At 44.4% G+C, this 26,158-nt stretch carries 22 protein-coding genes and 1 pseudogene; 10 read left to right on the forward strand and 13 right to left on the reverse strand.

Going from position 1 to position 26,158, the window contains the following annotated elements; all coding sequences use genetic code 11:
* Positions 1-94: 94 nt before the first annotated feature.
* The 5 genes from benB to VF685_RS00715 form a co-directional block, all read right to left on the reverse strand.
* On the reverse strand, positions 95-586 hold the full coding sequence (benB, locus tag VF685_RS00695) for a benzoate 1,2-dioxygenase small subunit (protein WP_127799953.1): 492 nt from the start codon (positions 584-586) through the stop codon (positions 95-97).
* Positions 583-1,971, reverse strand: a complete 1,389-nt coding sequence (gene benA / locus VF685_RS00700; RefSeq protein WP_127799955.1) for a benzoate 1,2-dioxygenase large subunit — start codon at positions 1,969-1,971, stop codon at positions 583-585. Before benA ends, benB begins: the two co-directional genes overlap by 4 nt.
* Positions 1,972-2,058: 87 nt before the next feature.
* The gene (catA, locus tag VF685_RS00705) at positions 2,059-2,979 is read right to left on the reverse strand and encodes a catechol 1,2-dioxygenase (RefSeq protein WP_127799957.1); all 921 of its coding nucleotides are present in this window, start codon (positions 2,977-2,979) and stop codon (positions 2,059-2,061) included.
* A gap of 168 nt (positions 2,980-3,147) precedes the next feature.
* Positions 3,148-3,438 carry a muconolactone Delta-isomerase gene (gene catC, locus VF685_RS00710; protein WP_127799959.1) on the reverse strand — a complete coding sequence of 97 codons (291 nt, stop codon included), beginning with the start codon at positions 3,436-3,438 and terminating at the stop codon, positions 3,148-3,150.
* A gap of 11 nt (positions 3,439-3,449) precedes the next feature.
* Entirely contained in the window at positions 3,450-4,559 is a 1,110-nt protein-coding gene (locus tag VF685_RS00715) for a muconate/chloromuconate family cycloisomerase (RefSeq protein WP_286384868.1), read from the reverse strand.
* 116 nt (positions 4,560-4,675) lie between these two features.
* Here VF685_RS00715 and VF685_RS00720 point away from each other — a divergent pair, with 116 nt between their 5' ends.
* The 6 genes from VF685_RS00720 to VF685_RS00745 all read left to right on the forward strand — a co-directional run bounded on the left by VF685_RS00720 (position 4,676) and on the right by VF685_RS00745 (position 12,911).
* Entirely contained in the window at positions 4,676-5,590 is a 915-nt protein-coding gene (locus tag VF685_RS00720) for a LysR family transcriptional regulator (RefSeq protein WP_096901617.1), read from the forward strand.
* Between the two features lie 289 nt (positions 5,591-5,879).
* On the forward strand, positions 5,880-7,259 hold the full coding sequence (locus VF685_RS00725; RefSeq protein ID WP_127799963.1) for an aromatic acid/H+ symport family MFS transporter: 1,380 nt from the start codon (positions 5,880-5,882) through the stop codon (positions 7,257-7,259).
* Positions 7,260-7,365: 106 nt separating this feature from the next.
* On the forward strand, positions 7,366-8,676 hold the full coding sequence (locus VF685_RS00730; protein ID WP_286384867.1) for a DcaP family trimeric outer membrane transporter: 1,311 nt from the start codon (positions 7,366-7,368) through the stop codon (positions 8,674-8,676).
* 372 nt (positions 8,677-9,048) lie between these two features.
* The gene (locus tag VF685_RS00735; RefSeq protein WP_286384866.1) at positions 9,049-10,071 is read left to right on the forward strand and encodes a ferredoxin reductase; all 1,023 of its coding nucleotides are present in this window, start codon (positions 9,049-9,051) and stop codon (positions 10,069-10,071) included.
* A gap of 17 nt (positions 10,072-10,088) precedes the next feature.
* Positions 10,089-11,252 carry a fatty acid desaturase family protein gene (locus tag VF685_RS00740; RefSeq protein ID WP_407061113.1) on the forward strand — a complete coding sequence of 388 codons (1,164 nt, stop codon included), beginning with the start codon at positions 10,089-10,091 and terminating at the stop codon, positions 11,250-11,252.
* A gap of 255 nt (positions 11,253-11,507) precedes the next feature.
* Positions 11,508-12,911 (forward strand): iron-containing redox enzyme family protein, encoded by a 1,404-nt coding sequence (locus VF685_RS00745; protein ID WP_286384865.1) that lies wholly within the window; start codon positions 11,508-11,510, stop codon positions 12,909-12,911.
* A gap of 100 nt (positions 12,912-13,011) precedes the next feature.
* Here the strand turns inward: VF685_RS00745 and VF685_RS00750 are convergent, their stop codons facing one another.
* The 3 genes from VF685_RS00750 to VF685_RS00760 form a co-directional block, all read right to left on the reverse strand.
* Positions 13,012-13,176 (reverse strand): hypothetical protein, encoded by a 165-nt coding sequence (locus VF685_RS00750; protein ID WP_016658124.1) that lies wholly within the window; start codon positions 13,174-13,176, stop codon positions 13,012-13,014.
* 83 nt (positions 13,177-13,259) lie between these two features.
* Positions 13,260-14,141 carry an SDR family oxidoreductase gene (locus tag VF685_RS00755; protein ID WP_228288726.1) on the reverse strand — a complete coding sequence of 294 codons (882 nt, stop codon included), beginning with the start codon at positions 14,139-14,141 and terminating at the stop codon, positions 13,260-13,262.
* A gap of 90 nt (positions 14,142-14,231) precedes the next feature.
* On the reverse strand, positions 14,232-14,471 hold the full coding sequence (locus VF685_RS00760) for a DUF2171 domain-containing protein (protein WP_177155652.1): 240 nt from the start codon (positions 14,469-14,471) through the stop codon (positions 14,232-14,234).
* Positions 14,472-15,130: 659 nt separating this feature from the next.
* Between VF685_RS00760 and VF685_RS00765 the strand changes: the two genes are divergently transcribed.
* Positions 15,131-16,372: an MFS transporter gene (locus tag VF685_RS00765; RefSeq protein WP_127799977.1), complete on the forward strand. Its 1,242-nt coding sequence runs from the start codon at positions 15,131-15,133 to the stop codon at positions 16,370-16,372.
* Between the two features lie 437 nt (positions 16,373-16,809).
* Positions 16,810-17,082, forward strand: a pseudogene (locus VF685_RS00770) (KGG domain-containing protein); the annotation flags it as partial.
* Between the two features lie 209 nt (positions 17,083-17,291).
* Here the strand turns inward: VF685_RS00770 and cynS are convergent.
* Entirely contained in the window at positions 17,292-17,741 is a 450-nt protein-coding gene (gene cynS / locus VF685_RS00775; protein WP_127801684.1) for a cyanase, read from the reverse strand.
* Between the two features lie 293 nt (positions 17,742-18,034).
* Between cynS and VF685_RS00780 the strand changes: the two genes are divergently transcribed.
* Both VF685_RS00780 and VF685_RS00785 read left to right on the forward strand, forming a co-directional pair.
* A complete protein-coding gene (locus tag VF685_RS00780) occupies positions 18,035-18,844 on the forward strand; it encodes a formate/nitrite transporter family protein (protein ID WP_163170107.1) in 810 nt (269 codons plus the stop codon).
* Positions 18,845-18,906: 62 nt separating this feature from the next.
* On the forward strand, positions 18,907-20,661 hold the full coding sequence (locus tag VF685_RS00785) for a bifunctional protein-serine/threonine kinase/phosphatase (protein ID WP_163170106.1): 1,755 nt from the start codon (positions 18,907-18,909) through the stop codon (positions 20,659-20,661).
* A gap of 541 nt (positions 20,662-21,202) precedes the next feature.
* Here VF685_RS00785 and VF685_RS00790 read toward each other — a convergent pair.
* The 4 genes from VF685_RS00790 to VF685_RS00805 are packed head-to-tail and all read right to left on the reverse strand — an operon-like array spanning position 21,203 to position 26,032.
* A complete protein-coding gene (locus VF685_RS00790; RefSeq protein ID WP_163170105.1) occupies positions 21,203-22,303 on the reverse strand; it encodes an ABC transporter permease in 1,101 nt (366 codons plus the stop codon).
* Entirely contained in the window at positions 22,300-23,430 is a 1,131-nt protein-coding gene (locus tag VF685_RS00795) for an ABC transporter permease (RefSeq protein WP_163170104.1), read from the reverse strand. The genes VF685_RS00790 and VF685_RS00795 overlap by 4 nt, the downstream gene beginning before the upstream one ends.
* Complete coding sequence (locus VF685_RS00800) at positions 23,430-24,560, reverse strand: HlyD family secretion protein (RefSeq protein ID WP_179990111.1); 1,131 nt, start codon at positions 24,558-24,560, stop codon at positions 23,430-23,432. Before VF685_RS00800 ends, VF685_RS00795 begins: the two co-directional genes overlap by 1 nt.
* 11 nt (positions 24,561-24,571) lie before the next feature.
* Positions 24,572-26,032: a TolC family protein gene (locus tag VF685_RS00805; protein ID WP_168383090.1), complete on the reverse strand. Its 1,461-nt coding sequence runs from the start codon at positions 26,030-26,032 to the stop codon at positions 24,572-24,574.
* Positions 26,033-26,158 lie beyond the last annotated feature (126 nt).

Raw genomic sequence — 26,158 nt, forward strand, 5'->3', positions numbered from 1 at the left:
GCTGAATATCCTATAGAAATCTTTAAAACTTGACCTTTCAGCCAAAATTCCATCTGGCTGAAAGGTTTTTACCTAGCTGTAAATCAATACAGTCTTAGAGGTGATAAATGTCGATTACTTGGTTGATGTAATCGTTTTTCAGCACCACGTATTTGCTTAAAATTTGTGGTTTATCGCCTGAAAAATCGATTTCATAACGTGACATACCGAAGTAGCTGTAGCTGTTTTTATAACGGAAACTCAAGGTGTTCCAGTTAAAACGTACAGTGACCTTGTCGCCATCACGTTCAACAACTTCAATATTGCTGATGTTGTGGCTGGTACGTGTATCCGGCATGGTGGCAGATGAGCGTTCAGTCTTGATCCGGAACACGCGGTCTTCTAAACCTTGACGGTCTGGATAATAAATCAGGGAGATTTCAGACTGTGGATCTGTAGTCAGTTTGTCGTCGTCATCCCAGGCTGGCATCCAGAAAGAAGCAGTAGGAGCGTAGCACTGTAACCACTCATCCCATTGCTCATCATCTAAGAAGCGAGCTTCTTGATAAAGGAATTGAGCAATATTTTCTAAAGTAATCGCGCTCATGCGTTTTCTCCTTCAGTAGATGCAGCAATTTCTTTTTCAGTCGCAATGCCTTTTTTGATCAATTCTAACCAGTACTGGTGCTGAGCCAGGTATAGACCTTCATCTTCAGTTTTAATACCAGACAGTTTTGGTTTTAAACCGATTTCATTGGCAGCATCGTCCGGGCCTTGGATCCAGTGTTTAGAACCACGGCACATGTCGTTCCATTCCAGCGCGATACCGGCATAACCAGCCTGACAGGCACGGAATTCTTCCAGATCGTCTGGGGTAGCCATACCAGAAGCATTAAAGAAATCTTCATACTGACGGATACGGCGAGTGCGTGCTTCCGGCTCTTCACCGACAGGACCGATACAGTAAATCGTCACTTCAGTCTTATCGACAGAGATTGGGCGAAGGACACGGATTTGTGAACCGAACTGATCCATGAAATAAACGTTTGGATAGATACACAGGTTACGTGAACGCTCGATCATCCATTTTGCCATCGCTTCGCCGTATTTCTCGGTGTATTCGTCTTTTTTGGCAAAGTTAGGACGGTCTTCTGGGTTTGCCCATTGCGTCCAAAGGAGCATGTGACCATTTTCAAAGCCGTAAGAACCACCGCCTTGTTTGCCCCATGAACCTGCGCTCATTGCACGGATGTTATCGCCTGCTTCTTTTTCTTTACGTTGCTGAGTTGTTGCAGCGTAGTTCCAGTGTACGGCAGATACATGATAACCATCTGCACCATTTTCAGCAGTTAACTTCCAGTTACCTTCATAAGTGTAAGTCGAAGAACCACGTAAAACTTCCAGACCATGTTCTGACTGACCTACGATCATGTCAATAATCTTGGTTGCTTCGCCCAGGTACTCTTCCAGAGAAGGGACATCCGGGTTCAAGCTACCAAACAAGAAACCTTTGTAGCTTTCAAAGCGGGCAACTTTTTTCAAGTCGTGTGAACCGTCTTTGTTAAAGCAATCTGAATAACCTGCATCTGCTGGGTCTTTTACTTTTAACAATTTACCAGAGTTGTTGAAAGTCCAACCGTGGAATGGGCAAGTATAAGTTGCTTTGTTACCACGCTTGTAACGACATAACTGTGCACCACGGTGTGAACAGGCATTGATCATGGCATTCAATTCTCCATTGCGGTTACGCGCAATGATGATTGGTTGACGTCCAATATAAGTGGTGTAGTAGTCATTGTTGTTTGGAATTTGGCTTTCGTGTGCCAAATAAACCCAGTTGCCTTCAAAGATGTATTTCATTTCTAGGTCAAACAGGGCTTGGTCTGTGAATACTGAGCGGTGTAGTTTAAATTCACCAGATTCAAAATCATCAACAAGTAATTCGTCGATACGGTCTAAATGGCTGGTGTTAATTACAGGAATACGAGGCATGTCCTTTCTCCGGCTGTCCAAGGAGGGGCAGTCAATCGGGAGGTGCCTGATTCAGATTCAAGACACATCCCGCTTTCCTTTTGGGAATTAAGCGCTTGCGCGACGACGGTCAACTTCAGTGATAGGCGCGTTTTCTTTCTCTTTCACAAGTTCAATATCGAACTGGATGTGTTTGAAAGAACCCTTCAGGCCACGGCGTGCAATTTCAGCTTCATCAGTTACGTCAACAGCGGTTGCAATCAGGCCTTCACGAGTAGCGAATGCAAAGTCATCCCACAGGTATTGGTCACCTTCAATGTTGAATTGAGTAGTCAGTTTGCGGTAACCCGGTGCAGATACGAAATAGTGCACATGAGATGGGCGGTTACCATGACGGCCTAATTTGTCCAGTACGAACTGGGTTGTACCTTCTGGTGGGCAGCCATAACCAACTGGCATTGTAGTTAGTGCCACATACTTACCATCCTGGTCAGTGAAAATAGAGCGACGCAGGTTGAAGTCAGACTGTGACTTATCAAAGAATGAGTAGTTACCCAAGCTGTTGGCGTGCCAAACTTCAACTTTAGCGCCTTCAATAATATTGCCTTCGGTATCAGTTACAGTACCTTCGATGATTAGAGTCGGGATTTTGCCTTCTTCAGAACCATCATCCATACGTGCAAAGCCAACTGATTCAGGTGCGCCTGCTACATAAAGTGGGCCTTCAATGGTACGTGGTGTACCACCGGTGATGCCTGCTTTAGCATCAGCTTCATCTGCACGCAAGTCCAGGAAGTGCTCTAGACCCAAGCCTGCAGCTAATAGACCTAGCTCATTTGCTTGGCCCGCATCAGTAAAGTATTCCAGACCTTTCCAAAGCTCAGTTTGAGAAATATCAAGATCTTCAATCGCCTGGAACAGGTCACCTAACAAGCGCACAACAATCTGTTGTACACGCTCATCTACAGGACCAGTCGCAGTATCGACGTTCATTTTCTTAACTAACGCATCAATTTCTTGGCGGTTCATACTATTGCTCCTAAAAGTATGTCTTGCATATTTTAGTGGCGCATCTTTAGCTTTATTGGCTGGCTAAATTTGGCTGGCCACAATCCTTGTTTATTTACCCTTTGGATTTCTAAAGTCGCTACCCCGATAGCGGCTTTAAATTCTTGAAATACCGATATGAACTGTGAATCAGGTGTCATCATCACGGACAGAAGATGGGTGGCGGTTAAGCGCCATCACTTCAATATTCATGTATGGATACAACGGCAGACCTTGCAGCAGGTTGTGCAGTTCGTCGTTGCTTTCAACATCAAAAATACTGATGTTTGAATACTGGCCTGTAATGCGCCAAATATGACGCCATTTACCTTGGCGCTGTAATTCCTGCGAATATGCCTTTTCAACGGCTTTAATTTCATTAGCGCGTTCAGCTGGCATATCGAGTGGAATATTGACATCCATGCGTACGTGGAAAAGCATGTCTAGCTCCTTTATTGACGACGTAAGCGGTCAAGCTTGTCTTCATCCAGTTCAATACCTAAACCGGCAGTGGTTGGTAACACCAATTCAAAGTTTTGATATTGCAATGGTGTTTTTAAAATTTCTTCCGTCAGTAGCAATGGACCAAACAGTTCGGTGCCGTAAGCCAGGCTTTCAAAAGTCGAGAACACATGCGCTGAAGCAATGGTTCCTACCGAGCCTTCCAGCATGGTGCCGCCGTATAGGTCGATATTGGCTAGCTTGGCAATTTTGCCAACCTCACATCCTTCAATCAGGCCGCCGGACTGCGCCACTTTAACTGCAAAAACTGATGCGCCATTGTTACGGGCAATCTGGTAAGCGCTGTTTGGACCCATTAACGATTCGTCTGCCATAATGGCAATATCGAAACGGCGGGTGAGGCGACGCATCGCATCGAGGTTTTCAATTCCGCATGGCTGTTCAATCAGGTCAACACCGCCATCTTGCAGCAGCTGAATACCTTTAATGGCTTCAAGCTCTGACCAGGCACGGTTGACGTCAACACGAATAGAAACGTCTTTGCCTAATGCTTTTTTGATTGCCAGCACGTGTTCAACATCTTCTTCAACCGGACGAGAGCCGATTTTCAGCTTGAACACATTGTGACGTTTGATTTCAATCATCTTCTGCGCTTCAGCGATGTCTTTTTCAGTATTGCCTGAAGCCAATACCCAAAGAACAGGAACGCTGTCACGTAAACGGCCACCAAGAATTTCACTCAGTGGTAAACCGAGGCGCTGTGCCTGAATGTCCAGTAAAGCAGTCTGGATGGCACATTTGGCAAAACGGTTGCCGTTAATATTTTTTTTCAGGGCACGCATGGTTTGTGCAAAGTTCAAACCTGCCAATGTTTTTAGTAAAGGTGCAAAGTAAGTATCAATATTGGTTTTTACGCTTTCTGGGCTTTCTTCACCGTAGCCTAATCCACCAATTGTGGTTGCTTCGCCCCAGCCCACAAAACCATCGTCTGTGGAGATCTTTACCAATACCAGGGTTTGCGTCTGCATTGTCGCCACCGCCATTTTGTGTGGACGGATGGTTGGTATTTCCACCAGCAAAGTTTCTACTGACTTATACATGGTTTGCCCTTCATATCATTGCTTTATTACAGTTATGTGATATACCTTAAAAGAATAAATTGCATTGGTCGAAGATCAAATATGCATTTTTTTATACTTAAAAGGTATTTTGAGCTATGGAACTCAGACATTTACGTTATTTTGTTGCTGTTGTAGAAGAGCAAAGTTTCACCAAGGCAGCAGAAAAACTCTTTATTGCTCAACCACCTTTGAGCAGACAGATCCAAAATTTAGAACAAGAGCTTGGAATTCAACTATTTGAGCGTGGAAGTAGACCGCTTAAGACCACCGAAGCAGGCCAATTCTTTTACCAACATGCCGTTAAACTTTTGTCTAATGCGGAAGAAATCAAGTCGATGACAAAACGTGTCGGTATTGCTGGTCGTACTGTGACTATTGGCTTCGTTGGTTCTTTATTGTTCGGATTATTGTCAAGAATTGTGTATTTGTTTAAGCAGCAGCATCCGCATTTAAAAATAGAAATGGTGGAAATGACCACCAATGACCAAATTCAGGCACTTAAAGAAGGGCGCATAGATGTTGGATTTGGACGCTTAAGAATTTCTGATCCTGCAGTTAAACGTATCTTATTACGTGAAGAACGCTTGATGGTTGCAGTACATTCGAGCCACCCATTTGCGGCACAAAAAGAAGGTGTATATTTGGCGGATGTTGTTGATCAACAACTATTTTTATATCCAAATCACAACAAGCCAAACTTCTCTACCCAAATTCGTGGCGTGTTTTCTGAGTATGGTTTAGAACCTCGCAAAATTCGTGAAGTGCGTGAATTACAATTGGCGTTGGGTTTTGTTGCTGCAGGTGAGGGCTTGTGTATCGTGCCAGAAAGCGCACAAAATATTCATTTGGCACATTTGCACTTTATACCTTTATTAGATGACTCGGCTGTAAGTCCTGTGTTTATGGCAATTCGTAATATGGATGAAAGTGAAGACATTCGATCTTTGTTTGACTGCATTTATCAAGTTTATGATTTGGAAGCATTTACTTATGATCGCAATGTATTCTAGTAAAGCCATATAAAACAAATATTTATAACTATATTTTTTATATAAAAGCACAGATATTTTTAACAAAATACTGTTATGTGAATTGCCTGAAAAAACTTTTTTAAGCATCACATTACAGTATTTTTTTCGCCTTGTTATTTTTATCTATTTTAAAATCAATATCTTACAAAACTATAGACTTTTTAGGTATGTATCTATGCCTATTCAGTTTTGGACAAATTTTAACTTATTATTCATTGTGTGCATCTGAGTTGGAGTAACGGACTTCACAATTAGGAGGTGAAGCAAGATGCAAAGCAATAAAATTAATATTAATACCTTGATTGACGAGGCCAAGTTCACGCCATTCCATTGGGGCGTATTGTTTTGGTGTTTGATGATCATTATTTTTGACGGTTACGACTTGGTCATTTATGGGGTTGCATTACCACTACTGATGCAAGAGTGGGCGCTCAGTGCAGTACAAGCAGGTTTACTGGCCAGTACGGCATTGTTTGGCATGATGTTTGGTGCCATGACCTTCGGTACCTTATCGGACAAGTTAGGTCGTAAAAAGACCATCATGATCTGTGTGGCTATTTTCAGTGGCTTTACCTTCCTCGGCGCTTTTGCCAGTAACCCGATTGAGTTTGGTATTTTACGTTTCCTTGCCGGTCTGGGCATTGGCGGTGTGATGCCAAACGTGGTGGCACTGATGACCGAATACGCGCCAAAACGGATTCGGAGTACTCTGGTTGCCGTGATGTTCAGTGGCTATGCCATCGGCGGGATGACCTCTGCCTTGTTAGGTGCATGGCTGGTGGCGGATTATGGCTGGAAAATCATGTTCTACCTAGCCGGTACACCATTATTGCTGTTACCGCTGCTATGGAAATTCTTGCCTGAGTCACTTATGTATTTGACCAACAAGAAAGAAATTGAGCAAACCCGTAGTATTGTGCAAAAAATTTCACCAAGCCAACAATTAAATGGTGACACTGAGTTTGTACTGAATGAAGTGACTAAAGGCGATGAAGCACCTGTAAAAGCATTGTTCCAGCAAGGCCGTATGTTCAGTACGTTCATGTTCTGGATCGCATTCTTCATGTGCTTGTTAATGGTCTATGCATTGGGCAGCTGGTTACCAAAACTGATGATTCAGGCCGGTTATTCACTCGGTGCAAGTATGCTGTTCCTGTTCGCGCTGAATATTGGCGGTATGGTCGGTGCAATTGGTGGCGGTGCCTTGTCAGATCGTTTCCATCTGAAACCGGTATTGACCATTATGTTCACCGTGGGGGCAATTGCGCTAATCCTGCTTGGCTTTAACAGTCCACAGCCAGTGCTGTATACCTTAATTGCCATTGCCGGTGCAGCCACCATTGGATCACAAATTTTACTATATACTTTCGTCGCACAGTTTTACCCGACTACAGTACGTTCAACCGGTATGGGTTGGGCCTCTGGAATTGGCCGGATCGGCGCGATTGTCGGGCCTGTGCTGACTGGTGCACTGCTGACTTTAAACCTGCCACACCAGATGAATTTCATGATGATTGCCATCCCTGGTCTAATTGCAGCCGTAGCGATCTTTATGGTAAATCTGAAAGTCTCGGTAGATGGTGCCAAAGCCAAGCAGGAAAGCTTCGCCAACAGCAATGTCAAAGCAGTCAAAAGCTCTGCACATTAATCTCTGAGCAAACCGCTAGCTTGAGTTCTTCAGGCTAGCCAAACTTTAAAACAATGAAACTTTGTCAGGAACGACAAAAACGGATAGTCACAGGATAAGTGTGCCCATGAAAACAATGATGATCAAACCTTTAGTAATTGCTGTCGGTTTAACAATGAGTGTAATGGCCAATGCGCAAAGCAGCCAGGAAGTTGAGCAGCTTCGTCAGGAAGTGCAACAACTGAAAGCACTTGTTCATCAATATGCTCAACAAAATCAAACGGTTCAAGCGAATTTAAACCAACTTGCCAATACTGCGGTACAACCACCTGTTGCACAAAAGGCCAGCGCTGAAAAGCGCGGCTTGGGTATGACGCTGGGTAATGCTGAATTTAACCTGTATGGAAACGTCCGTATGGATGGTTCTTATCAGATTGAAGGCGGCGCCAAAGACATGCCTTACAATCAGATTAATGGGGTCGCGCTGGAAGGCAATGCAGAGAATAGCGACCGCTTCAGATCAACGCTGGCAGCAACCCGCTTAGGTTTAGACTTTAAAACCCAGGTGGGTGCAGAAGATGTCAAAGGTAAGCTGGAAGTTGACTTCTTGGGCGGTAATTTAGACAGCCTGCGTATTCGCCATGCGTATTTAACCTATGCCGACTGGTTAATTGGTCAAACCTGGTCTAACTTTGCGGTACCGGATTATATGCCGGAAACAGTCGATGCTTTGGCCTATGCCGGTGGCGCAGTTAAACGTACCCCGCAAGTGCGTTATACCGCAAAATTCAGCCCGCAAACCAATCTGGTGGTGGCTGCTGAAGATCCAAAAGATAACAGCATCACCCAGCGTTTACCGGCTTTAACTGCGCGCTTAAATCATCAGTTCGCCGATAACATGAGCGTGAGCGCACGTGCCATGGGCCATGAAAAACGCATCAATTCTGATGAAGAAATGGCGTGGGGTGTGGGCTTGGGCGCTAAATATGATGTGACCCCAAGCACGACTTTAAAAGCGGACTACTACCATGTGAAGGGTGATAGCAGCTTTGTGTCTTTTGCCAATACCGGCACCATCCAGGGTGCAAACGGTCTGGAGCAAAGCGAGTTTGATTCGATTACTGTCGGTCTGACCCAGAAGTTTAATGAAAAACTGCGCGGCACAGTGGGTTATGGCTATATGAGCTTTGATAATGATCAGAACTATAAAAATGCCTTGATTGCTTCAACACCGGCAACAGAGACACAGTCTAATGCAACTAGAGCCAACAAAGACTTATGGCAGGCATGGGCCAACGTGTTTTATAGTCCGATCAAGCCGGTTAGCTTAGGTCTGGAATATGTCTATGGTGAACGTACAGCTTTAGAAGCAGCAACGAATGGCAGTAATAAAGGTGAAGATAACCGTATTAATATGGTGGCCATCTATAACTTCTAATTACACGCTATAGATTAAAAAAGCCAGAAGGACACTTCTGGCTTTTTTGGTTTTAGACTTTTTTTGGACTTAAGTCTAATGTGGGGGCAATTACAGCAAAAATATCAGGCATTTTCACCGAGTCTGACAAAAGCATACGACATTTTCATGAAAAATCCTGCGCCTGCACAAAAGCAAATCAGAACAATAAAACTTCTCCCATCGAAGTTGGGACCGAAAAAGTGCAGAATCTTGTCAGACAAAACCAGCTAAAACCTAAGGGAAAGATAAGTTTTGTCCTGCATTCACATGGAATCGAGATCATGAATCTATATAGTGGGCATGAACATTAAAAAAAGAACATCCGTTCACTGAAAAAATCATGAGGCCGCTATGAGCACTTCTGTAGAGTATAAACCCGAGTGGATTCGAGAAGATTTTATTGATTTTATTGCAGAAAAAATAAATCCAGTCTGGGCATTGAAAAAAGTCAAAGCCTGCGTTGTTGAAATTCAGGCATTAAGTCCAGACTTTTATAAAATTCATTTACGTCCCAACCAGAATTTTCAGGCACAGCGTTTTCAGGCCGGACAAAGTATTCTGGTCACGCTGGCGATGAATGGGGTCCGCCAGCAGCGCAGCTATTCCATTGTCACTTTGCTCGATAACGGCGATGTGATTCTGGCCATCAAACGGCAAGGCAAAATGTCCAATGCCTTGACCCGGTTACCGGCAGGGGCTGTGGTGGAGCTGTCTCAGCCGCAGGGTAATTTTGTACTGCCGGCACAAGTTCCATCTTTATGTTTTATTGCATCGGGCAGTGGGATTACCGCGATTTATTCCTTATTACAAAAAGCCGTGGTCAGCTCGACCCAGCCGATAGACCTGCTGTATTTCACCCGGGATGATGCCTTCCATGCCGAAATTAAAACCCTGGCGCTGATGTATCCGCATTTTAAATATCATCATTTTAATACCGTAGAACAGCGTCAGCATTTGTCTTTGAGCTTACTGCAAAACACGGTCGAGCAACTGAATGAACGGCATATTTATGCCTGTGGCTCAGCCTCAATGATGCAGGCTGCCCAGCAGATTTGTCAGCAGCTGGATTTAAGCGAGCAATTTCATTCCGAGTATTTTCAAATGACCGCAGATGAAACTCTGGAGGCACAGCCGGTGCAGTTCTTGCGCTCGCAGCAGGATTTTCAGGCCAGCAGCAATTTGCTGGACAGTGCCGAAGCCGCCGGGCTAAGACCGGCCCATGGCTGTCGTATGGGTATTTGTAATACCTGCTCCTGTACCAAAGTCAGCGGCAGCGTGCGTAATCTGCTGACCGGTGAAATTGATCATAACCATAATACCCAAATCAAACTTTGCGTGACGCAGGCAATCAGTCCTGTCGTGATTAACTTATAATCTGGAGGGAGCATCACATGAATATGCCTGCCGCGTTACATCCAAACAGCAAGTCAAAATATTTAACCGAGGCCCAGATTCAGGAATTTGGTGCCAGAGTGGAAGCCATCCGCCGTGAAGTCATGGACGATCTGGGCGAGAAAGATGCCCAGTATATTTATAAAATCCGTAATTTTGTCCGCTATAGTGAAATTACCTCACGTGGGATGCTGATGTTTGGCGGCTGGATTCCGCCAGTATGGTTATTGGGGACTGGTTTACTGGGATTATCCAAAATTGTTGAAAATATGGAGCTGGGTCATAACGTCATGCATGGCCAGTTTGACTGGATGAATGATCCAACTCTAAATGGTGCCAGTTATGACTGGGACACCATTGCCACCGGAGACGACTGGAAATATACCCATAACTATATTCATCACACCTATACCAACATTGTCGATAAAGATCACGATGTCGGCTATGGCTTGCTACGGGTCAGCGAAGCTCAAAAATGGGAACCGCGTTTTCTGATGAATATTCCGCTGGCCATTCAGCTGATGGTATTTTTTGAATGGTATGTGGGGCTGCAACGTCTGCATTTAGAAGATGTACTGGTTTATAAAACCAAAACCTGGAAACAGGTCTGGGATGAAGCGGCCGGTTTAAGAAAGAAAATGCGCAGGCAGGTGGTCAAAGATTATATCTTTTTTCCGCTGCTTGCCGGGCCAAATGCCATTCCGGTTTTTGCCGGTAATGCTGTCGCTAACGTGATTCGCAGCCTGTGGGCATCCGCAGTCATCTTTAACGGTCATTTCACTGAAGATGCGGAAAATTTTGAAGCCGATAATACCGAAAATGAAAGCCGGGCTGAATGGTATATCCGCCAGATTCGCGGTTCGAGTAATTTTAGTGGTACCCAGTGGCTGCATATTTTAAGTGGCAATTTAAGCCATCAGATTGAGCACCATTTATTTCCGGATATGCCGGCCAACCGTTATGCCGAAGTAGCGCCAAAAATTAAAGCGCTGTGTGCAGAATATGGTATTCATTATAATGAAGCCAATTTTATCAAGCAGTTTTCCAGTGTCTGGGTGCGTCTGGCCAGGTGTTCGGTGCCAAATCACTGGCAGGACAAAATCGGGCAGGGCTGCAACCTGATTCGTACCGGTCTGGCCCAGCTGAAAGCCAAATTCCAGTAACAGCAGACTTTAGCCAGCTTTTATAAGACCAGAAGATAAGATGCCTTCTGGTCTTTTTTATTTTGCATAACTGCTGCCAGAAAAAACGCCCGGACTTGCCGATTATGTAACTGAATTATCTTTATAAATTTCTGATATCTCTGCGCTTTATTTTTGAACAGCCGGCAAGTTAACGTGGTTTAACAAAACTGAACTATGGTGATTTTGGCGAATCTCCTAAGCTGGTTTGAGTGAAAAATAATGGAAAATAACAAGATGTCAGTTGTCTCTCAGAATAGTTATCGCACCTTAAAACTCGAACGACAAAAAAGCTATCGGGAGCTGTTTCATTTCTTTCTGGATGAAAGCACGCCAGCACCAGAAAAAGAAAAGCTCTCGGCCCAGCTTTTACAGCGCGAGCTTCACCAGATAGATTCTCCATCTATTCCTTTACCCGATGAGCCAGTCCAGATCAAAGACTGGCTTTTTCAGCAGAATATGCAGAATTGTGAACGCTACCAACAGTATTTAAGCCGGCGTCAGGCTGGTGGTCAGCGTGAATACTTTCAGCATGTAGCAGCAGCCTATGACTTTCTGGTGAAAGTCGCACCAGTAAAATATGTTGATGGTTCCTGGCTGTATAGCACCTTAAAACATTGGCCTGATCCGAATTTTCAGCATCTGATCATGATTTATCTGGAAGAGCTGGGCCTCGGTTCAGTCAAAGCCAATCACGTGTCAATGTATCAGCAATTGCTGAGCAGTCTGAATCTGCAAGATCTGGTCGAAGGACTTGAAGATGAATACTATTATCAACCTGTGGTGCAATTAGCATTGGCCTATGCGCCGCAGCAATATCTGCCGGAAGTGATTGGTTTTAATTTAGGCTATGAACAGTTGCCGCTGCATTTGCTGATCAGTAATTATGAACTGGCTGAGCTGGGGCTGAATCATCAGTATTTTAATGTACACATTACCATTGATAACCTAGACAATGGTCACGCGCATCGTTCAGTCGCCGCGCTGGAATATGCCTATAGTCAGGCCGCCAATAAAACAGAGTTTATTGACAAACTGAAACGTGGCTATGCTCTGAATGATGTGGGTCTAGGCTCGACTGAAATTATTAAAAACAGTGATTTAAACCCGCTGATTGAAAAGATTTTCAAGAAAAAAGCTGTGGTCGGCAAGCTGATTCATAATAACCGTTGCCGCTTTGCTCAGGCATCGGTGAATGAATGGCTCAGCAATGACCAGAAAGTGGTTGAGTTCCTTCAGGTGTTACAGGATAAACAGTGGATTAAACGCGGCCAACATCCGAGTGAAAGCCGCTTCTGGCAGCTGATTCACAATGAAGAAGGTAAAATGTTCGGTGTATTTTCAGTCGCTGAACAACAGATTATTTATGACTGGATTGCCCAGGCCTACACCGAACGCCGTGCGCCGTTTAAAGCCGTAACGCCAGTGCAGCAGGCCGATGATTATATTGTCGATTATTTCAACTCCAGCGAACAGCAGGCCTTGCAGCAGCAATTAAAACTGGCGCGTAGCGCGGAAGAAAAAATCAATCTGCTGTTGCCTTACTTGGCGCCGCATCAGCATCATAATCCCACCGGTTTATGGGCCACGCGTCAACTGACCCAGTTTTTATTCCCGCAGGCGCTGCAGCAGATTCAATAAAATCTGATGCTTCATTTTTCATCACCTAGCAAAAATGCCAATCCTAAGGATTGGCATTTTTATGAAAGTTTAAAAGGGTTCTAGCAGAACAGAAGGGCATTTAGTGGGATTTCTTTTTACCGCCGCCATCCTGTTTGTTGACGGTAGACCAGCCAATGCGTTCTGCTTCTTCTTCGGAATGGCCTCGCTCTTTTTCCGATTCAATAATATGGCGGGCCTGACGTTTCTGCTTGTCGGTATAGGCCGACTTATCACCTCTAGACATCAGTTTCACTCCTGTATAGATCTGCATGTTTCAATAAAACTCAAAATTTTATCTACATTGTTCGTACGCCTTTAAATGCCGGTTTAACCATTGACAATGGTGCCACCATTGACGTGAATCACCTGACCGGAAATATAGCTGGCTTCATCGGAGGCTAAAAACAGATAAGCTGGCGCAACTTCACTTGGCTGACCCATACGGCCCATGGGGGTATCTTCACCAAAACCTTTTAGCTGTTCTTCATCAAAACTGCTTGGAATTAACGGCGTCCAGATTGGGCCGGGTGCGACACCATTCACCCGAATCCCGGTTTTATTTTTTAGCAGGTTGGTCGACAGGCTACGGGTAAAGGCAGTAATAGCCCCTTTGGTACTGGCATAATCAATGAGCTCATTATGGCCCTGATAGCTGGTGATACTGGTGGTATTGATAATACTGTCACCGGGCTGCATTTGAGGAATGAGTAACTGGGTCACATAAAACAGCGGGTAGAGGTTGGTTTCAAAGGTTTTATGCAGCTGTTCGGGATTAATATCCTCAATGGTTTTTTGTGGATATTGTACGGCGGCATTATTGACCAGAATATTAATATGCGGAAATTGCTGCAAAGCCAGATCGACCATCTGCTGTACTGCCGCATGCTGGCGCAGGTCACATTGAATCAGCAGACATTGACAGCCTTCCTGCTCGACCAGACGCTTGGTGTCTTGCGCATCCTGATCTTCTTCTAAATAGGGAATAATAATATTGGCACCTTCGCGGGCAAACAGCACCGCCACAGATCGGCCGATGCCGCTGTCACCGCCGGTAATTAAGGCCACCTTGTCTTTGAGTTTTTGACTGCCCTGATAATTGCTTTTAATAATTTCAGGTTCGGGCGTCATTTTATATTGCACACCGGGCTGATGCTCCTGTTTCTCTTGCGGAGATGGGCTGTCAGGATAATGATTCATGGAGTTCTCCAAATTTTAGGGTCGATTTATTGTTTTGCTCAATCAGATGAAATCGTTAGCGATAAAAAAGCACGAGTCTGGGCAGATCGTGCTTTTTAGAAGTTATACCGCTTCCCACTGACGGGTGACTTCTTCAGAATTCTTGTTCAGGATAATCTGGTTGCCACGAATTTCTTCCACCCAAGAGGTCGGAATGTAATGGTGCATCCCATCGCCAGAATCCTGCTTGGTTAGTTTGATTTTGTCGCTGCCTTCCAGATGATCGACCGTACCAATATGGGTGCCACAGGAGGCAATAACTTCGCTATGTTTCTGAATGTCATTTAAATTAATATCAGCCATTTTTATTACTCCAATTTAGATGAAATAAATATCTTTATTTAATTTAAACGCCTTAAAGAGATAAAAATAGCTTTATTTAAAATCGAAACAACTCCGCCATAGAGTATAACAATTTACTACATGAAGATATATATTACACATTATGAAATATCTAGACTATTGAGGCTAAATTTAATTAATTAAAGCTATTTTTATATTGAAATAGATGAGTTGAGATAATCAAAACTAATATATTTATAAATCTCATTTTATTATTTTTAAATAAAAACTATAAACTACAAAGGAGCTCTAGTTACTTATTGGTTTAAACGCTTAATCCTGCATCAGCTAGATGGTTGAGTGGTCGGAATAATCAAAACAGAAAGGGGCAGCGCTGTGTATCTGTATGTAAGCCGATTATTAAGCAATCACTAAAACTCATCAAATTGATTGAATAAAACAATAAGTGAATTAAATATTTGTTTTTAAATGATTATATGAAAATATTGCAGCTGAGATTTTTCAAAAAAGCGAGAAAAATGAAGCACTTTTTGTCATTACAAAATTGTTTGTAAAATAGACAAAAAAGGGCTGTACAGTGCTGTGAATTATGTATAATTCCGCCAACAAAAGCCCCTGCAAGTTTATGGATTTTCCTATAAGTGTGCAGGGGTTTTTCTATGGACAATTTTTTGGAATGGGATGCCCTGTTTTTAGAAGGTGGCACATACATGTTGTTTTCCAAAACCACAGTCGTCGATGCATCTGCCCAGCTCAATGCACAAGGTCTGGCAACGAAACTCAGCTTTTTTGGCCTGGGTTTAAGTACGGCATCTTGGGCACCGCTCATTCCATTTGCACAACAACGTCTTTCTTTAAACCATGCAGACTTTGGTCTGTTGCTACTCTGTATGGGGATTGGATCGATGCTGGCCATGCCGGCGGCCGGTCTGTTAATCCAGCGTATTGGCTGCCGTATTTTAATCGGAATCGCGCTGGTAGCAGCGATGATCATTCTGCCATTACTGACGGTATTTGGTACTGCCTTAAGCATGGCAATTGTGCTATTTATCTTTGGTACTGCGGTGGGTGCATTTGGTGTGGCCATTAATTTACAGGCGGTGATTGTTGAAAAGAACAGCCTGAAAAATATGATGTCCAGCTTCCATGGTATGTGCAGTCTGGGTGGTTTACTTGGTGTGCTGACTGTGACTGTGCTGCTGTCATTGGGTGTTTCACCGCTAATGAGCGCTTTAATCATGAGCGCGGTGCTGGCCTTTATTGCCATTCTGGCCGTTCCCAACAGCATGTCTGAAGTTGAGAAGAAATCGGACCCAACTACAGAAGAAGATGCACCACCAGCGAAGCAGAAATTTCGCCCAAGCCCGATGATCCTGTTAATTGGTCTGGTCTGTTTTATTGCCTTTTTATCGGAAGGCTCAGCAATGGACTGGAGTGGGATTTATCTGGTCAGCAACTTTGGGATGGAGGCTTCTTTTGCCGGTCTGGCCTATACCTTCTTTGCGATTACCATGACCATCGGCCGTTTTTCGGGACGTCGCTTACTGAGAATGTGGGGCGAGAAAAACATCATCACCTATAGCGCGCTGTGTGCGGCCTTGGGTCTAGGCATTATTGTGATGGCGCCGCACTGGGCGGTGGTCCTGCTGGGTTATGCCTTACTCGGTTTTGGCTGTTCCAATATTGTACCAGTGATGTTCTCCCGTGTCGGACGTCAGAATATTATGCCTAAAGCAGCTGCTTTATCGCTGGTATCGACCATTGCCTATAGCGGTTCATTAAGTGGCCCGGCGCTGGTCGGTTTCCTAAGTGAAGCCATTGGCCTGAGCACCGTCTTTGCGCTGGTGGCTTTATTGCTGCTGTCGATTGCTGTTTTAAATCGCTTTACCCAGGTCGACTAAATCGGACATTCAGCTACTTATCTGTGTCTTCCTTTTCGCCAGTCAGCGCTCACTGACTGGCTTTTTTTATATTTAAGCCGCAATTCATAAGACAATGAAAGTGAAATCACGGGACTAAAGAATATATTTAAAAATTATGGACTCTATTTAAATATTTTTTATTATTAAGAAAATAAACCACCTCATCTTAACGCGTCTATTATTTCATTTTGTAAATAAAAACAGCTGAAATATAAAAATAGTAAAAAATTTAAAAAGATATTTAAAGGAATAAAATTTTACTATTTTAAATACAGCCTGTTAATTTTTTAAAATAAAAAAGACCTGCTACATTCCAATGATCTGAAACAAAGCCTAGCTGTTTATTTTAATTTTCACTCTTATCTTAAAAGAGTCGCAACATAGACAATCAAAATAAATAACAGGAAGGGTGAATCATGGCCAATACACGTAATGAGGGTACTTCAAATCGTGGATTTGCGAGTATGAATCCAGATGAACAAAGAGAAATTGCCAGTGGTGGTGGTGGGCGCGCAGCCCATGCCAGCGGCAATGCGCATGAGTTTACGTCAGAAGAAGCACGCCGTGCCGGCGCCAGAAGTCATATAAACGATGACAATCGCCGTGGTCGCAACCGCGATGACGACGATGATGATGACGATCGCCGTGGTCGTAGCTCATCTTCGGGCACGCGTAAACGCGACCGCTATGGACGCTTTACCTCGGAATAGTACAGCTTGCTAAAAACATAGGCTTAATCTGACCGGATAAAACAGCAATCGTTTTTGTCCGGGAAGATTAGGCCTATTTTTATGGGTGAATGAATGTGGTTTTGATCTTTACTTGATCATCTTTATGAATAAGGTAAGCGCAGATTTTTTGTGATTGCTTAGAGTTTTAAGCTCAACACAAACTCATCTTAATAGGATTTATAGGGCAAAAATTTCCCGGATAGCATCACATTTACCCGGTCGCCATTTTCATGGCTTTCACGTTGAATATCCATACTAAAATCAATCGCGCTCATAATCCCGTCGCCAAATTCTTCATGAATCAGCTCTTTAATGGTAGAACCATAGACATTCACCACTTCATACCAGCGGTAAATTAAAGGATCGGTCGGAACGCTGGTCGGCAGGGAGCCTTTATACGGCACAATTTGCAGCCAGGCCACGGCTTCATCACTCAGGTTAAATATCTGACCAATTTTTTCGGCCTGTTCCTTGTTCAATGCCATTTGCCCCAAACAGGCTGCCGTTACCCATTCTTTGGATAACCCAATTTCCTGCGCCACGCTGGACCACTGAATATTGTTCAGCACCTTGGCAGATAAAATCATGTCTGTCACTTGTTGGCGGTGGCTAATCATATCTATTTCCTCAACTGCTTATGGCTAAAACACTGACAAGGGAAAAGCACAATGTATGCCAGCTTAAAATCAGCTCAGATCTTGAATCTGCCTATGGCGTAAATTCATCTTTCACCCAAAGTTGGTACGTTCCTTGCTGTATCTCCACTGAACTGATGGCAACGACGCCATAAATTTTTTAAAACATGTTGGATGATTCAGGCAAAGGCGCCTAAGACGTGAAAGTCGTCTTGGGCGCTTTTTATTTGCAAATCATCTCACTGCTAAATTTTAATCGTTGAGGGGTACTCGCAATGGCTTATCTTGCACCTTCCGAATTTGCAACCAAAGTTGTGGATGCCGGTGAATCGAAATTACATATGGCAAACCGTGATGTGCTGATCCGCGCCACCATGGCCGGGGCTATTCTGGCGCTGGCAGCAGTTTTTGCGGTCACCATTGCAGTGCAAACCGGCGTGCCTTTAATTGGTGCATTATTATTCCCAGTGGGCTTTTGTATGCTGTATCTGCTGGGCTATGACCTGCTGACCGGGGTATTTGTCCTGACACCATTGGCCTGGCTGGATAAACGTCCGGGCGTGACCTGGGCCAGAATCCTGAAAAACTGGGGCGTGGTCTTTGTCGGTAACTTCACTGGCGCCCTGATTGTGGCGGTGATGATGGCCGCGGTCTATACCTACGGCTTTTCGACCGAACCGAACAAGGTCGGTCTGGCGATTGCACATATTGGTGAAGACCGGACGCTAGGCTACAAAGAATATGGCGTAGCTGGCTGGATCACGATTTTTATTCGCGGCATGCTCTGTAACTGGATGGTGTCGCTTGGCGTGATTGGTGCGATGATGTCGACCACCGTTAGCGGCAAGTTTATTGCGATGTGGATGCCGATCATGCTGTTCTTTGCCATGGGCTTTGAACATTCGGTGGTGAATATGTTCCTGTTCCCGTTTGCGATGATGATGGGCGGCGATTTCTCGGTGATGGACTACTTTATCTGGAATGAGTTACCGGTAGCGCTGGGGAACCTGGTAGGTGGTTTGGCTTTAACTGGTCTTGCGCTTTATACCACGTATGTTCGCACTGCACCAAAACGTGAGTTCTAAGTTTTAAGCACACAGGATGAATTCAGGAATCAGGGAAGATTCCAGCCAGTTGAGATCAGCGCATGTCCACTTTGCCATCTTCACACCAGACTTCACTTCAAATTCGGCTTGGGCAATATAGTGCTGCCGGCCGCAAAGAGAGCAATCAGGATTTTCATGGCGCGGCCGTTCCGGAGGGCTATCTGGCACAGCAAAAGGGCATTGCCTGCGCCATTGCCGATGGTATCAGCAGTAGCAATGTCAGTCATATCGCCAGTGAAACCGCAGTGTCCAGTTTTCTGGCCGATTACTTTTCGACGCCCGATTCCTGGAGTGTTAAAACTTCGGTCGACCGGGTGATTCGTGCCACCAATTCCTGGCTCTATGCTCAGACCCAGCAAAGTCAGGGCCGTGTCGATAAAGACCGCGGCTATGTCTGCACTTTTAGCGCGCTGGTATTCAAACATGAAACTGTACATCTGTTTCATATTGGTGATGCGCGTATTTACCGCTTGCGTGAGCAACAGCTGGAACAGCTCAGTGTTGACCATCGGGTCTGGTTATCTTCCCGGGAAAGCTATTTAAGCCGGGCTTTGGGCGTGGCGCAGAAAGTAGAGATGGATTATTTAAGTCTGCCGTTGGCACAGGATGATATTTTCCTGTTGATGACCGATGGTGTATATGAATATCTGTCGGACAGCCAAATTATCGAGGCACTTCACAGTCCCGAAACTTTAGATCTTGACCAGGTAGCAGAAACGCTGGTCCATCTGGCCGATGCGCAGGGCAGTCCTGATAATTTAACCCTGCAAATTGTGCAGGTACAGCAGCTGCCACAGCAGGCCCAGTCACAATTTCAGCCAAGTCACAACCAGCTAAGTCTGGCCCCGGATTTAAGCATAGGTCAGCATTTTGAAGGCTACCGGATTCAAAATGTACTGCACCAGAACCATCGTAGCCGTTTATATCTGGCCTGGGATGAGACGCGGCAGCAGCAACTGGTCATTAAAATTCCGTCACTGGATTTAACCCAGGATGCGCAGGCACTGGAGCGTTTTTTGCTGGAAGAGTGGGTGGCGAAACGGATTCAGCATCCACAAGTTTTAGCGGCCTATCCGCATCAGCGCAGTAAATCTTATTATTTTCAAACCTATGAATATTTATCTGGCCAGACCTTAAATACCTGGCTGCATCAGCAGCGCCAGCCGATTGCGCTTGAAACCGCCATCCAGATTACGGAACAGATCATTAAAGGTTTGCAGGCTTTTCACCGGCTGGACATGCTGCATCAGGATATTCGCCCTGAAAATATCATGCTGAATGCACAGTTAGAGCTAAAACTGATTGATTTTGGTGCAACCCTGGTCAAGGGGATTTCCGAGTTCCAGCCGCAACATGCCGCGGCTTTGGGCACCTTGGCCTTTATGGCGCCGGAATATTTTTGCTCGCGGCCGGTTTCCACCCGTTCAGACCAGTTTTCACTGGCAGTGGTACTGTATTATGTACTCAGCAAACAGTTACCCTATGGCACCGAACTGGCGCGTTGTCAGACGCTTAAACAGCTAAAAACGGTGCGTTATCATTCAATTTTAGAATATCGGCCAGATATTCCGATGTGGATTGATGGAGCCTTGCATAAGGCCTTAGCCCTGATGCCAAATGAACGCTATGAGGTATTGTCGGAATTTCTGTATGATCTTAAGCATCCTAACCGGTATTTTTTAAAGCCGGTTCATTCTTCCTTGCTGGATAAAAATCCTGTTAGATTCTGGCAGGCGGTTTCAGCTATGTTATTTTTATGCTTGCTGTTGTCTTTGGCGTTGATGTTTAGTGTTTAAATTAAATCAGTGATTTTTAAATGCTGGACTGATTATAAAATCAGAGCCACTTGGCTCAGCGATTGTCGTTTCAATACAGCCCCATTTTGATGATGAAATCCGCGCTTAAAATGTATTAATCCCAGCTCCCGAAGGAACTGGGATTACCTACAAAATTAAAGTGAAGAGTTGTTCATAACGTCTTCAGGATTGGGTAAATGAGCCAGAAGCTTCGTTCTGACTCATCGGAATTACCTTACATATTCGGGTAATTCGTGTTAGCGGCAGTGTAAAACTGACCTCCTTGGTTAATATAGCGGTCATGGGGGAGATTAAGAACCACCGCACCATGAGATCGTGACGGTACATTTGAGCCACATCTTACTAAAAAGAATCAGACCAGTATCACGCAAATAGATAGCCAGATTCTATTCCTATATTCGTGACTGGCGTTTAGCCATGAGCCGATTTATTATTGAATTCGGTGACCAGTGAAGCAATCACCTTTAAATTTATCAAAAGCAATTACATAAAATTATTTACAGGTTCAATAATATACAAGCTAGAAAGTTCCACAGTTTGAAATTAAACGTCGATAAGCCAAAAAAAAGCACAAGCTACCGATCATTCCAAGATAGAGCAATTTAGGCAAGATCAGTGTTGTAGGCACACCCATCTGATTGAGTTGAATAAACATCTGCACAATTTGGGTAGAGGGCAGGATTTCGCCAACGACTTGCATCCAGGTGGGCATGGCAGCATGTGGCCAGGCCGCACCAGATAAAAAGAACAGTGGAATAGAAGTGAATACAATGACATGCCCCGCACGTTCCGGCAGATCCAGAAAACTAGCAAATAAGCAGGTCATGCCAATTATCGTGTAGATAAAAACCGCAACAGCCAGCAGCATCCCGAGCAGGTTGCCACCGCGCGGATAATCAAATAGCCAGAAGCTAAAGCCGAATAAATAGAAACATCCCAGACAACCAATGGTGAAGACCGCTAAACACATCCCAATCAATGCATTTGTGTTTAATTCTATTTTTCTTTCCCGATATACCAAAATCAGCATACTCAAACCCAAAAGAATGGTTTGGTGGATAATTAAAGGTGCAACCGCAGGAAAGACATAGCTGCCATAGCCGGACAGCGGATTAAATAAAGGAATTTGATGCACAGAAAGGGCAGGTGAAAAATCCGAGACCTTGCCAAAGCGTTCAGTATAATCTGCCAAAGTTTGCTCAACTGATGTGGCTAAGCCCAGACCAATTTGTTTGGTTACTAAAAAGTTGGCTGTACTTAAATACAGGCCAATGCCACCTGTTTCACCATGCCTTAAGCTTTGCGATAAATTGTCCGGCAGAAGTAAAATACCATCGGCTTTTTGTGATTCCACCCATTGTTTGGCCTCGGAAAAATTGCCGGTAATCGCCTCAATCTCCACATTGGGGCTTTGTGCCACTTGACCAATAATACGGGTGCTTAAGTTACTTTGTTCTTCATCGACAATAATAATCGGTAAGGCTTCAGCCTGCTGTGCCTGATAAGCGGTTGGATAAAAAAAGCTGTAAAACAAGACGGATAGAATAAGCGTGGTAAAGATCGTGCCGTGACTGACAATATCCTTAAAGCTTTGCAGATAGTAAAACCAGAGGGATTTCATTGGACTGCTCCTTTAACTATTTTTTTAAGAAACAGATAAGCCAGCAGAGCGTAAACTAGGGCATAGATCAGCAGCATGAATCCAGCTTGCAGTGAAATATGCAATGGACTACCAATCACCCATTGTTCAGTTTGTAATTTGGCATAGGGCGTAAACGGAATAATATTGGACCAGAACTGGGTGAATAGGGGCGCATTATTTAAAGGTAAAGTCACACCGGCAAAACTTAAAGATGAACCACCATAGACCGCAATGATGCCAAAAGATTTACTTAAATCTTTGGTTGCCAGAACCACTGCACTGCTTAAAAATGCATAAGCGCTATATAGCAGAAATTGTGCCGATAGAATCAGAGCGAGCGAGCCGGCAACAAACCAGCCGCGAATTTCAATCAGCCAGAACATCCAGATCCAGGTCCATAGACTAAAAATAGCCACATAGATCAGGTTCTTAGACAGCAATGCCATCCAGATGGATGAGTTGCTAATCCAGCTTGTTAAGGTCTGCCGCTTCAGTTCCTGACCGACGGAAAATGCCACACAACAACACAGCAGTAAATGCAGAATTGCCGGAATGACATAGGGTTCCAGATAGAATTCATAATTCAGCTGCGGATTATACAGCGGAGATATTTTAATATGCGGTGACGGTGCTTCGAGAGAGGGGAGTCGGTTGCCCAGATATTGCTGTCCGCTAAATTCAGCCAGTGCTTGCAGGGTACTAACCAGCATGGCAGACGAAATGGTATTTCCGATACTGAAATAACTCTGGTTAAAGGCAATACTGATGTCAGCATCCTGAGCACGAACCAGACGTTGCTCGGCACCGCTTGGAATATGGATATAACCCCAAATTTTATTTTGATTTAACAGGCGCTCAATTTCAGCTGTTTGCTCCGACACTGTAGCAATTTTAAGAGTATGATTCAGGGCCACATGCTGATAAATGCTTTGACTCAGCGCACTCTGATCTTGATCAATAATCGCAATCGGTAAATGATCCGGTTTCCCTTGAGCAAACATGCTGCTGAATAAAATAATCACCAGTGCAGGTGCGAGCGTGACCAGACACAGATCCCATTTTTCGCGGAGCAGATAGCGCAGTTCGCGCCATATACCCGTCCACATTATCGGGTCTCTTTCAGTTTAAATAACACGCTCATCCCAACTTTCAGTTCAGAAATCGCTGGTGTGGGTACAAGATGCAGCTTAAAACTGCGCACATCATAACCGCCGGTTTGACGTGTGGTCTTAATGGTGGCAAATTCACCTTCAGCACTGATCTGTCTAATTTGAAAAGTGGCGGTTTTATCTAGGGCGGGAATATAACCTTCAATACTGCTCATTTTCTGAAATGGGGCATATTGGTCTTCACGAATATTCAGGCTCACCCACATTTGATCTTCAATCAGGCTGACCACAGGGACTGCGGTGGCTACCAGCTCCGAGACTTTGCCATAGGTTTTAGACACCGTTCCGTTTACAGGTGCTACTAATTGGGTTTCTGCCTCTAATGCATTGGCTTCATCCAGCGCAGCCTGGGCAATATCTACTTGTGCATCGGCAGAACTCTTTTGCTGCGAGGTGCTGCCACGTTTGGCACGTGCGTATTGCTGATACGCTGCTTCTGTCATTTGTGCCGCTGATTGACTGGCTGCATACAATTCATCACGGCGCTGGCGTGAAATCACACCTTCCTTAAATAAATTTGCACCACGCTCATAAGAAACTTTGGCTAAATTTTGCTGTGCTTTCAACGATTGCCAGTTGGCATACAGGCTCGCGATATTTTCTTCTTGCGAGCCACGTTCAGCAGTCGATTGTAAGGCCAGCGCAGATTGTAAAGCCGCTGCGGCTTGCTGTTTTTTGGCCTGAATTTCCGGGCTGTTTAAGCGCACCAGCACATCGCCTTTTTTGACTCGCTGACCTTCTTCTACATAAATTTCTTCAATACGGCTTGGCACTTTGGTCGCCACCTGAACTGTTTCAGCTTCTACACGACCCTGCAATTCAAGCGGAGCCGGTTGGTAGCTTTTCCATAATCCAAATGCGATGACTGCCAGCAGAACTGGAATCAGGGCGAGCAATAAATATTTTTTCTTTTTAGCGATTTCAGGAGCTTGTTGTTGCTCGGTCGAAGTCGTCGCGTTGTTTTCTATTTCAGTTTTTGTTTCTACCTGTTGCGCAGGCGATTTTTCTGTATCGCTGGATGAAGCCACTTCATTCACAGGATCATTGGGTTTTTGATCTTCGTTCATGTTCGGCTCCATTAGCGAATATAGTGGGTGTTGGCATGTTGAATGTAGGTTGGAAATTCTGCAATCGAGCCATGGCTTTGTAATAGTGTGGCCAGTGACATCACATATTTGTAAGCATTCAAGGCAGTTTCAGCTCGTAGTCCGCTCAGCATATTTTGTGCATCGATGACCTGTGTGGCGGTGCCCGTATCTTCTTTAAAAGACAATTCTTGGATGCGTAAATTTTCCTGTGCGGCTTTCAAGTTTTGTGCCAGAAGCGCATCACTTTGCTGTGCACTGAGTGCTTCGCTATAAGATTTATAAATCAGATTTTCAATTTCCTGCTGGGTGCGTGCAGTAAGCAGTTCTGTGGCAGAGCGTTTGAGTTCGGCAGCCTGAATATTTTTGTTTTTATCGATCCCAGAAAACAGGTTATAGCGTGCGGCAATCCCGACAATCCAGTTTTCATTTTGATCCAGACTATATTCGCCAAAAGCAAAAACATTCGGTTTTTTCGCTGCTTGCTGGGCTTTGACATTGGCTTGAGCTAATTGAGTATCCAGCTGCATTTTTTGAATCAGCGCAGAGTTCTGACTAAAGGTTTTCAGCAGATGATTTAAGGCCTGTGGCTCGGTTTTATTGACAAATAAAGGCGTCGAAAGTTCGGTGATGCTACTTTCCTGAAGCAGATTATTCAGCTGGAACAGGGCAGCATTCAAATTGGCCTGCGTATTTTGCTGGCTGCGCTCGGCATTATTGCGTGCCACTTCAAACTGCATGCGGTGGCCTTTACTGATAAAACCTTGCTGTTCCATCTTTAAGGCATTGCGATAATGCTGCTGCATGGCATTCAGATTAAACAGCGCAGCTGCATGCAGTTGCTTTTGGAGCTGTACATTAAAATAACTTTGAATCAGTTCAAAACGCTGCGTGTCTTGCTGCTGTTTGTTGCTGAGCTGACTACGACCTACTTGAATATTGGCGATTTCTTTAGCGCTACTTGTCAGCCCACCGGTATAAAGCGGCATCATGACTGAAACCGTCGGGCGAATCACCTGATCATCCAGCACGATATTCGCACTATCAGGAATTAAGCCCACCCCATTTTGAATAGGTTGTCTTAAACTATTTTTTAGCGGGTCAGCCAGATCACCTAAGTTCAGTTCATCAATTCTATTATTGACACCATCCGTTAAAGATTGCTCTAAATTATTTTTTAATGCACCTAAAGGCAGATCGAGTTCATTATGAAAGGCATACGCACGAACATTCAGATCGACACGCGGCAGACCTACGCCTTTTACTGCTTCAGCTTCAAGTTTTGAAGCCTGTTCCAGACTTTGATAGGCTTGGCTGCTATAAGAATTTTGCAACAACTGACGTTCAGCGTCCTGAAAGCTGATGCTCTGCGCATGAGCAAAGCTGCCATACATCATCGATGCAAGCAGATTTAAACCCCAGACAAGCTGTCTTTTATTTTTCTTTAAGTTCATAAAGTCGCTAAACTGATTTAAAGCCGGTGATGTTATCCGGCTAGTATAAATCAAAGGTTCGCAGATAGAACTAGTGTAAAGTTATAGTATTGTTTCTTTTACATCTGTATGGCTTTGTTGCACAAG

Source organism: Acinetobacter sp. Brlt_5, from assembly GCF_051949055.1.
Taxonomy (GTDB): Bacteria; Pseudomonadota; Gammaproteobacteria; order Pseudomonadales; family Moraxellaceae; genus Acinetobacter; species Acinetobacter indicus.

Bases quoted from the DNA above. Each gene is read 5' to 3' on its own strand.
- benB (WP_127799953.1), bottom strand. From the start codon at position 586: ATGAGCGCGATTACTTTAGAAAATATTGCTCAATTCCTTTATCAAGAA.
- benA (WP_127799955.1), bottom strand. From the start codon at position 1,971: ATGCCTCGTATTCCTGTAATTAACACCAGCCATTTAGACCGTATCGAC.
- catA (WP_127799957.1), bottom strand. From the start codon at position 2,979: ATGAACCGCCAAGAAATTGATGCGTTAGTTAAGAAAATGAACGTCGAT.
- catC (WP_127799959.1), bottom strand. From the start codon at position 3,438: ATGCTTTTCCACGTACGCATGGATGTCAATATTCCACTCGATATGCCA.
- VF685_RS00715 (WP_286384868.1), bottom strand. From the start codon at position 4,559: ATGTATAAGTCAGTAGAAACTTTGCTGGTGGAAATACCAACCATCCGT.
- VF685_RS00720 (WP_096901617.1), top strand. From the start codon at position 4,676: ATGGAACTCAGACATTTACGTTATTTTGTTGCTGTTGTAGAAGAGCAA.
- VF685_RS00725 (WP_127799963.1), top strand. From the start codon at position 5,880: ATGCAAAGCAATAAAATTAATATTAATACCTTGATTGACGAGGCCAAG.
- VF685_RS00730 (WP_286384867.1), top strand. From the start codon at position 7,366: ATGAAAACAATGATGATCAAACCTTTAGTAATTGCTGTCGGTTTAACA.
- VF685_RS00735 (WP_286384866.1), top strand. From the start codon at position 9,049: ATGAGCACTTCTGTAGAGTATAAACCCGAGTGGATTCGAGAAGATTTT.
- VF685_RS00740 (WP_407061113.1), top strand. From the start codon at position 10,089: ATGAATATGCCTGCCGCGTTACATCCAAACAGCAAGTCAAAATATTTA.
- VF685_RS00745 (WP_286384865.1), top strand. From the start codon at position 11,508: ATGTCAGTTGTCTCTCAGAATAGTTATCGCACCTTAAAACTCGAACGA.
- VF685_RS00750 (WP_016658124.1), bottom strand. From the start codon at position 13,176: ATGTCTAGAGGTGATAAGTCGGCCTATACCGACAAGCAGAAACGTCAG.
- VF685_RS00760 (WP_177155652.1), bottom strand. From the start codon at position 14,471: ATGGCTGATATTAATTTAAATGACATTCAGAAACATAGCGAAGTTATT.
- VF685_RS00765 (WP_127799977.1), top strand. From the start codon at position 15,131: ATGGACAATTTTTTGGAATGGGATGCCCTGTTTTTAGAAGGTGGCACA.
- cynS (WP_127801684.1), bottom strand. From the start codon at position 17,741: ATGATTAGCCACCGCCAACAAGTGACAGACATGATTTTATCTGCCAAG.
- VF685_RS00780 (WP_163170107.1), top strand. From the start codon at position 18,035: ATGGCTTATCTTGCACCTTCCGAATTTGCAACCAAAGTTGTGGATGCC.
- VF685_RS00785 (WP_163170106.1), top strand. From the start codon at position 18,907: ATGTCCACTTTGCCATCTTCACACCAGACTTCACTTCAAATTCGGCTT.
- VF685_RS00790 (WP_163170105.1), bottom strand. From the start codon at position 22,303: ATGAAATCCCTCTGGTTTTACTATCTGCAAAGCTTTAAGGATATTGTC.
- VF685_RS00795 (WP_163170104.1), bottom strand. From the start codon at position 23,430: ATGTGGACGGGTATATGGCGCGAACTGCGCTATCTGCTCCGCGAAAAA.
- VF685_RS00800 (WP_179990111.1), bottom strand. From the start codon at position 24,560: ATGAACGAAGATCAAAAACCCAATGATCCTGTGAATGAAGTGGCTTCA.
- VF685_RS00805 (WP_168383090.1), bottom strand. From the start codon at position 26,032: ATGAACTTAAAGAAAAATAAAAGACAGCTTGTCTGGGGTTTAAATCTG.